Here is a 13010-nt window from a genome sequence, read left to right as displayed (position 1 = left end):
TGTGGATAATATTTTTTTACTGATTATGAGTATTATTTGATAAAAGAAACCGATCTTCCAGCCAATTCGCCCACTTAACCGCCCTTGTAATCAAATCAGCGCGATACTTTGCATTATATTTTGGAGTGCGCGAATGATAGTTAGCCGCTTTTGTCCAGATATCGCCTTTGTCATTCTTGATATGTAACCGCACTCGCCATGCGGCCAGATCATAGGCATAACAACCCGGATTTGCTACGTGATCAGGCGTAATGCCATATTTGGATAAATCTTGAAGAAACATAGTATTAAACTGCATCGAGCCAACATCGTGAGTACCGTTACTGTTATGCACCCATTGACCCGGTTTGCCGCCTTCTTTTTCGGCTATCGCCAGCAAGATATTGGCTGGTATTTCATACTTGATGGCTGCTGTGATTGAGCACACCACCCTTTCTTGCATATCTGGGGGAAAATCCATCATCGAGCGAATCGCTTAAATACCTTATCCATTATTTCCCTTCTCCTCGCGAAATATTGTTCATACCCGCAGATTCCTGAGCCTGGCCTTTCTCAATGGCACTACGCAAAGCATCCGTTCCCGCACTTCTTGTTGCTGTCAATCGACCGGCTGCCAGCGTGCCACCATAAGACGCAACGGCTGCCGCTGTACCTGCCGCTGCCATAAAACCACCTGCACTATTACTGCCAATTCCGACGGTCGAACCTATGCTACTACCCGTTATAATGCCAGCCAGCAACAGCGGCAATCTGGAAATCAACACAAAAAATGCAATTGTAAAAATCAGCATAACCGCCAGTTCTTCATAATTCAGAACATTTTTACCCATTTTGGCGTAAAAACTGGATAACAGATCACTGCCAATACCAACGATCAGGAGCATCACAAATAGCTGGATACCAACACCCAAAACTGTTTTAAAGTAGTTTATAGCGATATCGGATGTCCAACGAGCGCCGCCAAAGCCTAAAAAGAAGATACCCGCATACATTAGCACCCATCCTGATATCAGCAAAAGCAACATGTTGACCGCAATTACTGTCAGAATAATTAAAATAATCAAAGAAATGACAAAACCCATCAGACTATCCATAGGCTGCATGAATGTAAGACTATTCGTTGCCTGGTTCCAGATTAAAATACCTGTGTGCATAATACTGGCATGACTCGCGCCACTTGGCAGACCGGCAGCGGTTCCGCCTAGTTGTTGCATCGAATCTATGATTGTCCCTGCAATATTGTGGCCTGATACGGCATTGGTCAGCAGCCAGAAGTAAAAGCCTGTAAAGATAATAAAACGGGTGAACTCGGCAAAGAAATCCCCTATATCGGCTTTGCGCAACAGCATCATTCCAAATGTCCACACCATCGAAATCAGCACCAACGTCCAGAACAAACGCTCGGCCGCGGCCTGAACAACATTTTGCCAGCTCTTAACCTTTGTCCAAAACTTTTGGACAACTTGATCCAGCACGCTCTGGTTGGTTGCTGGATCAATGTAGGCTAGCTCAGCAGATGCCTTTGTAGAAAGAAATATCAGAAGCAAGGTACTTAATAAAACACATAATAATTTGTACATACGTTTGATCTCCTGATTCTTCTCGCAATTTTAGGCGAACAACTATTTTGCTTTTTCTAATTCAATTGGATTACCCGTTTCATCTACTGGCCCGTTAATAGTCCATCTAATTCCAGGCGGCATTTCACTTAATTCTTTCTTAGGTTCCTTCAATTCAAGCTTGCCATCGCCATCCTTATAACACCCCGACAACAGCAACACAGACAATGAACAAATAACTGCAATACTCAAATGACTTTTTTTCATCGATATCTCCTTGAGTTGGTGTTTCAAAAGGCATCTCGTACCGACCAGTTTCTACCAACTGGCAATATTTCAGGACTCAATCGCTTGGTTGCCGCCTCACGCGCAGCCTGCTGCATGGCCTTTTGATCTACCTCGGCCTGACTTAGCGTATTGGCAGCATTATGCTGGGCAATGAGCATTTGACGCATTTGCAGCAACTGATTTGCTTGATACGCGGCCAACTGGTTGGCATATTGCAGCGCTTCCATTTGTCCTTGTGCTGACTCGGTTTTTTGTTGCAGGACTTGCAGGTGAGCAGCATCCAGTGGAATCTGATTCTGATGTTCGCTTAAACCCCGCAGGAGTGAATCATTAGCATTTTTTTGTGCGTCGGTGCTGGTATTTTGTCCTTCCTTCAGGAGCTTCCAGGCACCTTCATTGCATTTTTCCTGCAAACTAAAACAGGGAGAACTGCGATAATATTCAACATTGCGAAATCGTTGCATATAACCATCCAGTCCGCCATACTGCTGTTCATAATAGCGTATGGTATTGGTCAAATTGATGAGCTTATTCATCGCATACTCCACTTTCGCCCAGACATAAGCAGGGGGCGCCACGGTATTTCGGATCATGTTCTCATATTGCTGCAATTGCGTCTGATACTGCTCTATTTGCTTTTGGGTCTGCTCTATCGCTTCAAGCGCGGTAATTGTGGTTTGTTTGATATTCGCCATATCAATGACAGCCATTCCACCTGCTTTGATAACCGGTGAATAACCGGTATTACCCAACACGAGCAGTATCATGATCAATCGGGTGGTTAGATTTTTACTGTTTGTCATGTTTGAACCTCCTGTCATTAATAATCAAATGATTGGTATGGCTTAGAAAACTTCATGTCTTTGGTAACAATGATGTTAAAGCGATACCCTGGCCTGATTTCAAGGGTGGGTGATATATTCAGGTTTTTCCGAATGAGATTGGCGGTCACCAACCCCAATTGCTGACCGAGCGATTGACTCATAATGCTGCCAGCATTTTGCCGTCCGAACGCACCGCCTGCATCACGTTGACTGTACGTGGCACCGGCAACGATAGCCGACATGATCAGGGCTGATCCGAAGATACGCAGGTAATGATTATTGACCAAATCCTTAAAGCCTGCGTAGCCCACCCCGTCAGCACCCGGCATGGCACCGATATCCATGGTCTTGCCATCCGGAAAGATAATACGTTGCCAAGCAACCAGCACACGCGCCTGACCGAATTCCACTTCGCTGGAATAGGTACCCACCAATCTGGATCCTTGCGGAATCAAACGCCACTTACCAATCGGTGAGTCATAAATATGCTGGCTTACCTGTGCCATGATCTGCCCCGGCAGGCTGGAATTAATACCGGATATCAAGGTTGCCGGTATGACAAACCCGGTTTGAAGGACATAGGGTGATACTGGCTTTTGCACTTCGCTATTCAATTTCCAGCGCGCTTCTCCTTTTGCTGAATCAAAGCGCGAATAATCCCTATCCCGTGTACCGGTTTCGTCATCCAACAATCGAGGAGCGCCATCGTCCATGAATTCATCACCTCTACCCGCTCCAATTCCTCCGGCTACACCCGTTCCTCCATCCTGCCGCAACTGCGCAAGACGCGCATGATATGCAGCCGTTGGATCTTCGCGCAGGTTTGCATCGATCTGTTGACGCACCGATGCCAATTTAGCCAACATTTCTTCGCGTGTTTTAGGGGCACTGGCGCTGGCTAAATCCGGCGGTGATCCTGAACTTCTGGGTGCAACGACATTTACATTGGTTTTAGCCTTGATCGCTTCTTCCAGTTGCTGGCGTTTCAGCATCCGAATATGGGCAATATCAGCGTGAAGCGATGGATCGGTAGTATCCATAGATGGCGGCAGAGGCGGCCGATCCAGATCTGATGGCCGCTCAATGATGATTCCATGCAGGGGTGCTTTTTCGGGTAAATCAGGAGTTTTAGTCTGAGTTTTAGGTTCGATAATGCCGCCGATATAGTCTTTGGCAATCAATGAGGCAAAGGAATTGCTCGACTGCGTGTCATGATTACCATCAAAATCGTATTGACCGCGCTCAGCTGCGCGATTCATGGCGACGATCATCATCAGCAACATGAATATCAGCATGATCGCGCCAAAGATAACAATTGGCAGGTTATTGACGCGCCGCACCCCAACGCTTTTGGTAACTACATCCGGGGATGAATCAGGCGACAGGAGTTTTGAATTGGTTGACATCACTCTTACCCCCTTATTCTTTTCTGACCCAAAGACCGGCAGGATGGATACTGTCGGCCTGCACACTGAATGCACGCGATAATCGCATATCGTCAATCATGAGTTTGACATGATACAAATCACCCGATTGGTCAATGATGTAACTCAAAGCCAAACCTTTCTGCGGTTCAGTATCAGGTTGATTCGGCACAGCAAAGATTTGTTGCTGAATTGATTGATGAGTCGCTTCCTGAATTGCAAACCCTGCCAATCTCAGGTTCTCGATCAAGGCATGGCCAAACGGATCATTAACCACATGGCGTAAATTAAACTGCGTATTGGCCGCCGGGTACAGCCGCACTATTTGGGCTGTCACGTCATCAGCCATGACTTTGCTGTATGTAGTTGAAGGATTTTGAATAAAATTGCCATACGGTTGCGTAGCACAACCATTCAATAGCAATAAAACCAGCATGAGAATAAAAATAGAGTTGGATGCGGTGATCATTTTATTCATCATCAATTCCCCCGCGTAATCGTCACCCGGCTTTGATTACTACCCACACCCGCAATCAGAATCGCACTATCAAACACGGTATCGACGATATAGCGATCGCCCTGCAAACGGTAATTCACCATGACCGTTTCATCTTCACTAAAAATACCGCCTTCTTTGTTCAACAGTAGCAAAGTCGGTGCTTCAGTCTGCGCCATGATGGCAGGCATTTGTATGATGGTTTTTTGACCGTCGTTATAGACACGCAGCGGCTTCCAGGCAGCATCACCAGACACTGCATACGCAAAATCCAGATTACCCAAATATTCCCCGGTTTCAGGAAGGGTGCGCGATTTCCTGATTCCCATCGTATGGCTTTCTTTATCTCTAATCGCATCCCATTTAATCAGCGCATCTTCCGGATAAGTAAAGCTCACTCTCGGCATAAAATCACGCCGATGAGACCGCAGACGCATGTGATAGGTGCGGCGGTTGGTCGTCACCACCAGGGATGTTTCGAGTCCCACATCCAATGGTTTAACAATCAAATGTTGTACTTCGGCAGATCCTTGACCGGTAACCGCCGGTTCTATTAACCAGCGCGCCTGGTCGCCCAGATGGATGGAATTCACTTGCTCACCCGGCTGCAATTCAATATCGCATACCTGCAATACTGCACACACGATACTGGGTTGCTGTGAGCCAAACAGAAAACGGATGGAACCATCAGGCCCTGCAACTGGCTTTGTGCCGCTAGGATTGACTGCCTGCCATTTCTTGGCCAGATCAATTGCGGCACGTTCCTGTGGGGTGAGTTGCGGGTTTTTATCGGTGAAATACGCTTCAGACAAGCCGTTGGCATAGCTTGGAGCAGCCAGCCCGATAGACAAAATCAATGTGCTCAGGATACTTAAAACGAATAACGGTTTCATGATGAGTGACCCCTTTATGTTTGTTTCGACCAGGAGAAATCCTGGATATAAATACCCAGCGGGTTATTTCGGATCTGTTCTTCCGTGGTGCTTTGCGTTGTCGGCTTGTTATAGATTCTCAATAAGGCACGCATCTTGAAAGGCGGCTCGGTTAAGTGTCCCTGCCGGTCATAGACTTTTTCCAGCCAGTCGACCTGCCAAGTCTCCGGGGATTGGGGAATAACCGATATGATCTCAACATTAACCGTGTGTGTTTCAGCCCGCTTAAAAGGACTGCTGGCTTCACTGCTATTGAACCATTCATTGGCTTTTGCCGTGGCTGGATCGTTATTGGACAGCATGGCATACGCACGAAAGATAGCGCGACGTTGCAAGGCAATATCGGGGGTCACCATGCGCAAATCATTAATAAACGATGCCACGGATGCATGTACCACGCGCTGATCGGCCACAGCTGCGATATCCGCACGCGAAACCGCAATGGCTTCACCCAGTTTATTGACCTGCACGACATACGGGATGAATTTGGACTGGCTGCCGATGACAATCACACCACCTACTCCTGCCAACGCAATCAACAAACAAAGAAGTGCTAGCATTTGCCACATAGTGCGCGAAGCAATTACTTCCCGCATATGATCATTCCAGGTACGCCTTGCTGACAGATAAGGGTTTTCGTTTTCACCGCAGCGGCGACCGCCTTCCATCGCACCGTCATTAACACGCACAGTCTCATCCGCACTCGGCTTTAACTTGAATAGTTCATTGATCATATTCATGCGGCAACTCCATAATCTGATAACGTTAACCCTTTAATCGCCAGCCACTCACTAACCCAGCCGTCACCATATTTGTCACACAGGTTTTTAATCGTGGCGATTGATTCCTTATCCGTAGATCCTATAAGCGCAAGTGCCAATGGGCCAAGCGCCAAGTCGTAGAGCCGTCGACCATTCTCGGACACCGTGTAATATTGCTGTTTGGGAATCGCAGAAGCCAAGATCTCAATCTGACGAGTATTCAATCCCATGCGCCGGTAGAGTGCTGATGCTTCCTCATCGCGTGCAAACACATTGGGCAAAAATATCTTGGTGGCGGTGGATTCAACAATGACATCGAGAATCCCGCTGTTTGCAGCATCTGACAGGCTTTGAGTCGCCATCAACACCAAACAATTGTTTTTACGCATAACCTTGAGCCACTCGCGGATTTTGGCGCGAAATACCGGATGACCCAGCATCAACCAGGCTTCGTCCAAAATAATCGCTGAAGGCTGCCCATGCAGGCTGCGCTCAATACGGCGAAACAGATACAGCAAAGTCGGAAGTGCGTATTTATCACCGAGATTCATCAATTCCTCGATCTCGAATGTGGTGAAGGTTGAGAGATTCAATCCATCGGCTTCAGCATCGAGTAAATGTCCCATCATGCCGTCGATGGTGTATTGCCGAAGACACTCGCGAATAGTTTCATCCTGGATCGTCACTGACAAATCCGATAAGGTTTTTGAGCCGCTTTGATGCATGTTAGTAATGGCCTGGCTGATTTCGTTACGCTGTAACGGGGTGACTGTGATGCCGTTAAGTTCCACCATCAAACAAATCCATTCCAGAGCCCAGGCACGATCGCCCTTGGTGTGCAAGAACTGCAAGGGACAGAAAGATAACGATTCATCGTCCCCTGCCACGGTGAAATGTTGACCACCCACGGCCTTTGTGAGGGGATACATGGATAGCCCCTTATCAAAGCAATAAATCGCCATACCCTGATAACGCCTCAATTGCGCGGCAATCAGCGCTAAGTGCGTGGATTTACCTGCCCCGGTGGGGCCGAACATAAAGGTGTGACCCAGATCGCGCACATGCAGATTCAGCCGAAAAGGCGTTGCTCCCTGTGTGACACAGTGCATCAATGGCGGTGAATTGGGGGGATACATCGGACAAGGGGCGATAGGTTTGCCTGTCCAAATGGTATTGACCGGCAACAAATCGGCCAGATTCATGGTATTGATGAGGGGCCTGCGCACATTCTCGACACCGTGGCCGGGCAGACTGCCCAGATAGGCATCCATCGTGTTGATCGTCTCAACTCGTGCGGCAAAGCCCAGATGATTGATGGCTTTCTCTACCTTTCGCCCGGCTTCTTCCAATGCTGCACGATCTTCCATCATCAGCACGACTACGCTGGTATAGTAACCTTGACCGACAAAACCGCTATTAGTCTCTGCAATGGCTGACTGCGCATCTTCAGTCATATTCAGCGCGTCTTCATCAATGTTGCTGCTTTGCAGGTTAAACACTTGATCAAAGAATCCACGAATTTTTTGTTTCCAACGGCGGTGGAATTTTTCCAGATGATTGACCGCTTCATGCGCATCCATAAAGATAAACCGCGATGACCAGCGATACACACCCGGCAATTCAGAGAGCAGATTTAACATGCCTGGGGAGGATTCGAGCGGGAAACCCTCAATCGATACCACCTGAACAAAGTTGCGGCCAATCTTAGGCACGACCCCGCCCCACATTTCCTGACCACCGAGCAAGGTATCCAGATACATCGGATTAGCCGGTAGCACCATCGGATGATCCAGGCCGGTTACACATAATTGCAGCCACTGTAAGAAATCATCATGGGTGATGGTGGTATTGTCTTCATTGACCAGCTTGCGGCTTTTTAATCGCGACAAATGAAATACGCTGGATAATCGGGATTCAAAGTTGGCACATTCGCGCTGGAAATATTCCAGTAATCCTTGTGTTCTGGCTTTTTGATCCGGAGCCTGGGTTTCATCGTCAAACATCAGTTCAACGAACTTGCGCTGCGCCAGCATTGGCGGTAAGTACGTCAGTGATACGATAAAACAGCTTTCATACATTGTGCCGATACGCTCGAACAGATTGCGCCGTTCCATATCAATGGCAGCAGTCACAGGATCAGGATAATTGGAGTGCGCTTTATCTGAATAACCTTGTGCGGGTTTGCGGATCGCATCGACATGAATCATCCAACCATTGCCTAAGCGGGATAAAGCCTGGTTAATACGGAATGACACGCGCTCACGCTCTATCTCGGTACTGCTGGCCGTATCATCGCCGCAGAATACCCAGGCGGCCATCAATGAACCGTTCTTGCCCACAATTACGCCATCCTCCACCACTGCTGCATACACCAGCAGATCGGCAAAGCCCATTTCTTTGGATCGATGTTGATCCAGTCTTAATTCTTTGCCCGTATCACGGATACGGATAAACAGTATCAAGAGCAGCGCAGCTCCAGAGATTGCAATAAGAATTGTGATGGCGGCAATCATAGATGCTGTTTCTCCTGTGTGAGCGTATTGTCATAAAAAGGAGTACTGCGCGCCGGATAGTATTTTTTGTATTGCATCTGGCGTAAGTAAACATGACGCAGTTGCGGATCATTTTTAGCCATCAGTCGAAGTGCAAACAGTGCAAAGATCCATAGTGCTATGCCAAAGAGCGTGGCCTTGATTTCCATAGCCACAAAGATGGAAGTGGCTGCAATCAGGATAGAAAACATGACCAGTTCCCGGTCACCGCCCATAAACAAATTGGGGCGGTTTCCCGATTGGCGGATAGGTACAGTTCGAAGCGCCATGATCAGCCTCCTATTCCTGTGAGTTGACGATTGATTCCTGGTCTTTGGGTATTTCACCTGAAATAACCGCACCTTGGAATAGATTGGTCATGATGTTGTTGGCACCGACGAGTAATGCCATAACCAGCACGATAAAAATCAAGGTGCGGAAAAACGCATTGAGCTCACCGCCAAAGATCAGAATGCCGCCTGCAACGACAATGCCGACGATAGATAGGGTAAAAGCAACCGGGCCGGTGACAGAGTTTCTGAGATTAACCAGCCAGGTTTCATAGGGAAGCGCACCACCTGCGCCAACAGCGGCATGTGCGTTATCAATCGACAAGAAAAACAAAAGGAAAACGCATAAAGAAACAATGAAGAAGGGTGAAATTGAAGGCATCATTTTCATTGACTGACTCCTGTTATTTATTTACAACTTCTTGATTTGGTAACTTCCTCTTTTAAAACCTTGTACTTCGATTATCTGCTGAATCTTCCTGCCATGCGGTGTGCGCGTAATATGCACCACCATATCAACCGCCTCTGCGATTAATGGCATAATTTCTTTCGGTGCTGAAGGATTGCGTGAAATCAGGGATTCCAGGCGGGTTAGTCCTGATAGCGCATCATTGGCGTGCAAAGTGGCAGCCCCACCCTCATGACCGGTGTTCCAGGCATCGAGCAAATCCAGTGCTTCAGGGCCTCTCACTTCACCAACCAGAATGCGATCCGGACGCATACGCAAGGTTGTTTTGAGTAATTGCGTCATATCGACATCAAGTGTGGTGTGATACTGAACAAAATTCTCGGCAGCGCATTGGATCTCGCCGGTATCCTCTAAGATAAAGATGCGCTCATCCGGGTCATTGACAACCATTTCATTGATGATGGCGTTAATCAAAGTGGTTTTGCCTGATCCGGTGCCACCAATGACTAGAATGTTGCGGTGCTTGCGCACGGCATCTTTGATGACATCAGAGTGTCTGGACAACAACACGCCGGTTTCCACATACTGCTCAAGTGTGAAAATCTTGATAGCTTTTTTACGAATGGCAAAAGTGGGGGATGAAACAATGGGGGGTAGTTGACCGGCAAAGCGTGAATTATCGAGTGGAAATTCACCTTCGATCATCGGGTTGAATCGATTGACTTCTTTGCCATGGAAACCTGCAACCGTTTTGATGACGGCTTCAACCTGGGCAGCCTGGATATTTCCGATATGTTGTATCTTCTGACCCAGCTTCTCTTGCCAGATACGGCCATCGGCATTGACCATGATTTCAACCGTCTCTGGATCTTGCAGTGCGGACAGTATTTCCCGTGCATCGCGTTCCAGCTTGCTCTTTGCCCGGTCTTTAACGGTTGTGACGTGAGGTAATTGATCTTGCGATGTCATGCGAGTACTCCAACAACTTACACACGACATTACAATATAACGTAATTACATTTTGTGCAATACTTTTTTTACTGCTTTTTATTACTTTATTTATTTCTTACTTTTATTTTTTAATAAGAACGCTCTGTTCTTTTTATCCCATTGCTCGACTTGATAAGCTTCAAATTCACTCAGCACACCCCCTTTCCAGACAAAGCCTTTAGGCAAATGCTTTAGCTTTCGATTGGTTAATACCTCAAGATCAGCCGTGCTCATATCCGAACTATCCAGTAACATTGGCAGTGGGGTCTCGAGTGCTTCTGCGATCGCTTCTATAATCCTGAGTGATGGATTGGCTTTGTCATTGGTCAGATCAGTAAAAAAAGAGATGGAAACACCCGCCTTCTCTGCCAATTCTGATTTGGTCATATCCTTTTCATCAAGGATACGCAAAATATTTGTGATTAAGATTAAATTGTACATATAATAGCCCTGCCATTTTTAGGGTTTAAGCAGCTTAACTAATCAGCACCATTGTTTTGCAGCAGTTTTGCTGCTATTTTAATCCAAAATAAAAACACAAATTCATTAATTCAATGGAGGGCTAAATAATAGTTTCGTTATATACATAGTTTATGGATAATTATTAATAATAGGCTTAAAATATAAATCAAACTAATAATTAACTACCTCATTGATTTATATAAATATCATTGATATTAATAGTTACCTTAGAATGCTATGAATAATGGATAGATAAATAGCTGATGGAAAATCGAGAGAATCTGAAAGCGTATGCGGTATTATTTGTCGATGATTGCATCCATAGCTTCTATCTTTCTAATCAAAAATAGGTAGAATTATTTCATCCAAATAAATATTTTTGCCCGGTATAACGAGCGCAAGCTAGGCCCACGATAAAAATGACAGGAAGAAAAAAGGAAAATAAAAAAGGGCTCGTTGCGCCTATCGGCGCGACAGAAATTGACATCACGCTGATCAGCGAAGATATCCATCAACCCCGGAAGGAATTTAATCAGGAAACGTTACGAGAATTAGCGGAGACGATTAAATTACGCGGGGTGAAATCACCGATATCGGTGCGCCCCAATCCGGATAAACCGGGAACCTACATTATTAATCATGGGGCAAGACGCTATCGCGCCAGCATTCATGCCGGGTTAACCAGGATTCCGGCATTCATTGATACCGATTACAGTGAAGCGGATCAGGTGATCGAGAATCTGCAAAGAGATGATTTAACCTCCAGAGAAATCGCTGACTTTATTGGGCGGCAACTGGCAGGTGGCAAAACCAAGTCTGAAATTGCCAGGCTCATTGGCAAAACCAATCCTTATATCACCATGCACGCCACACTCCTTGATCTGCCTGATCCACTCGCAGATGCGTACCAGTCAGGCCGTTGCACCGATGTCACAGCACTCTATGATTTAACCAGGTTGTATAAAACCAATACAGAGGAAGTAATCACTTGGCTGGCACTCAGTACACAAGAAGAAATATCACGATTGGATGTATACCAATTCAGCAAATTCTTAAAGCTGAAAAAATCGCCCCAGTCTAATTCTACGGATGACCAGGTATCCAGTATTGAAGGAAAATCAAATACCACTTCAGCTAATAACAGCGATCAAAAACAAGGTGCCTCGCCTTCATTGCTGGACTCTATTTACAATCTGATTAAAAAAGACAAACGCAAGCCACAGGATTTAATGCGTGATCTGTCTACCGATAACAAAGAGTTACTAAAAACCAAGATTAGTGATTATTTTGAGCAAGGCAGGAATTGTTCCAATATCGTTCAATTCACCATAAAAGCACTGCAAGATGGCAGCTTCTCAGCCAAGGGGAGCGGCGCACTGCAATTGATTGCCTTTTTGCATGGCATGGAAAGATCAGAGTCTTTCGATCTCATCAAAATCCTGGATGAGATCGCCGGACAACAGGAAGCAGGCTAATTTAGACTTGCTATATCAATGTTACACAACTAATTTGAAATGACGACACCCCAAAAGCTACGAATGATTGTAATGAATGGACAAAAGATTTTACAAACTCAGAATAATAATGAATGGGAAACGATGGGTACCATCAAGAAGGTTGATGAAGGTATCAAGCCGGGTGTCTACAATATTCATTTAGCTAAAACTCCGGTTGATAAAAAAGAATATGAAGGGCAAATTATTCATATTGATAAAGAAAATGCTGTTTTTTATCAGCAGGTCAAGAATGACTTCATTGTGCACCAACTAAACGCTGTAAATGGCAAGCCTGTTGCTGGGAGAGATGTGGCAATTCAATATGACGGGGAGAAAGCTACGTTAACCCTAATAGATGCGCTTAAGAATAAAAGAACGTTGAAAATTTGATTTGTTACATTTGCTTCAGAAACATGCACGACCATGACGCGAGACACTTTCCGTTTCCTGGTGAAACAGGGACGCAAGATTTGTTAGAATATTCTTCGTGAAAATTTCTTCCCGCTCAACAGCCGCATGACAGCAGCTTATAACCATTTTAACCATCC

General features: G+C 46.0%; 15 protein-coding genes. 2 read left to right on the top strand and 13 right to left on the bottom strand.

Features of this window, described 5'->3' with window-relative positions:
* Window positions 1-16 precede the first annotated feature (16 nt).
* The 13 genes from QZ942_RS10055 to QZ942_RS09995 all read right to left on the bottom strand — a co-directional run bounded on the left by QZ942_RS10055 (window position 17) and on the right by QZ942_RS09995 (window position 10945).
* Entirely contained in the window at window positions 17-463 is a 447-nt protein-coding gene (locus tag QZ942_RS10055) for a transglycosylase SLT domain-containing protein (RefSeq protein WP_292995180.1), read from the bottom strand.
* Between the two features lie 28 nt (window positions 464-491).
* Window positions 492-1580 (bottom strand): P-type conjugative transfer protein TrbL, encoded by a 1089-nt coding sequence (gene trbL, locus QZ942_RS10050; protein ID WP_292995178.1) that lies wholly within the window; start codon window positions 1578-1580, stop codon window positions 492-494.
* Between the two features lie 42 nt (window positions 1581-1622).
* Window positions 1623-1826: a hypothetical protein gene (locus QZ942_RS10045; RefSeq protein ID WP_292995176.1), complete on the bottom strand. Its 204-nt coding sequence runs from the start codon at window positions 1824-1826 to the stop codon at window positions 1623-1625.
* 23 nt (window positions 1827-1849) lie between these two features.
* A complete protein-coding gene (gene trbJ, locus QZ942_RS10040) occupies window positions 1850-2650 on the bottom strand; it encodes a P-type conjugative transfer protein TrbJ (RefSeq protein ID WP_292995174.1) in 801 nt (266 codons plus the stop codon).
* A 17-nt stretch (window positions 2651-2667) separates the two neighbouring features.
* Window positions 2668-4077: a TrbI/VirB10 family protein gene (locus QZ942_RS10035; protein ID WP_292995172.1), complete on the bottom strand. Its 1410-nt coding sequence runs from the start codon at window positions 4075-4077 to the stop codon at window positions 2668-2670.
* Between the two features lie 13 nt (window positions 4078-4090).
* Window positions 4091-4573 (bottom strand): conjugal transfer protein TrbH, encoded by a 483-nt coding sequence (locus QZ942_RS10030; protein WP_292995170.1) that lies wholly within the window; start codon window positions 4571-4573, stop codon window positions 4091-4093.
* 2 nt (window positions 4574-4575) lie between these two features.
* Window positions 4576-5484: a P-type conjugative transfer protein TrbG gene (gene trbG, locus QZ942_RS10025; protein ID WP_292995169.1), complete on the bottom strand. Its 909-nt coding sequence runs from the start codon at window positions 5482-5484 to the stop codon at window positions 4576-4578.
* A gap of 14 nt (window positions 5485-5498) precedes the next feature.
* Window positions 5499-6263: a VirB8/TrbF family protein gene (locus QZ942_RS10020; protein WP_292995167.1), complete on the bottom strand. Its 765-nt coding sequence runs from the start codon at window positions 6261-6263 to the stop codon at window positions 5499-5501.
* The gene (locus QZ942_RS10015; RefSeq protein ID WP_292995165.1) at window positions 6260-8797 is read right to left on the bottom strand and encodes a VirB4 family type IV secretion/conjugal transfer ATPase; all 2538 of its coding nucleotides are present in this window, start codon (window positions 8795-8797) and stop codon (window positions 6260-6262) included. Before QZ942_RS10015 ends, QZ942_RS10020 begins: the two co-directional genes overlap by 4 nt.
* Entirely contained in the window at window positions 8794-9105 is a 312-nt protein-coding gene (locus tag QZ942_RS10010; RefSeq protein ID WP_292995163.1) for a conjugal transfer protein TrbD, read from the bottom strand. Before QZ942_RS10010 ends, QZ942_RS10015 begins: the two co-directional genes overlap by 4 nt.
* Before the next feature lie 10 nt (window positions 9106-9115).
* On the bottom strand, window positions 9116-9496 hold the full coding sequence (locus tag QZ942_RS10005; RefSeq protein ID WP_292995161.1) for a TrbC/VirB2 family protein: 381 nt from the start codon (window positions 9494-9496) through the stop codon (window positions 9116-9118).
* A 21-nt stretch (window positions 9497-9517) separates the two neighbouring features.
* Entirely contained in the window at window positions 9518-10483 is a 966-nt protein-coding gene (gene trbB, locus QZ942_RS10000; RefSeq protein ID WP_292995159.1) for a P-type conjugative transfer ATPase TrbB, read from the bottom strand.
* A gap of 90 nt (window positions 10484-10573) precedes the next feature.
* Complete coding sequence (locus tag QZ942_RS09995) at window positions 10574-10945, bottom strand: helix-turn-helix domain-containing protein (RefSeq protein ID WP_292995157.1); 372 nt, start codon at window positions 10943-10945, stop codon at window positions 10574-10576.
* Window positions 10946-11385: 440 nt separating this feature from the next.
* Between QZ942_RS09995 and QZ942_RS09990 the strand changes: the two genes are divergently transcribed.
* A complete protein-coding gene (locus QZ942_RS09990) occupies window positions 11386-12441 on the top strand; it encodes a ParB/RepB/Spo0J family partition protein (protein WP_292995155.1) in 1056 nt (351 codons plus the stop codon).
* Between the two features lie 39 nt (window positions 12442-12480).
* On the top strand, window positions 12481-12852 hold the full coding sequence (locus QZ942_RS09985) for a KfrB domain-containing protein (RefSeq protein WP_292995153.1): 372 nt from the start codon (window positions 12481-12483) through the stop codon (window positions 12850-12852).
* Window positions 12853-13010: the final 158 nt, after the last annotated feature.

The sequence above is a fragment of the Nitrosomonas sp. genome, assembly GCF_021731985.1.
GTDB lineage: Bacteria > Pseudomonadota > Gammaproteobacteria > Burkholderiales > Nitrosomonadaceae > Nitrosomonas.
This window is presented reverse-complemented; position numbering and strand designations above follow the sequence as displayed.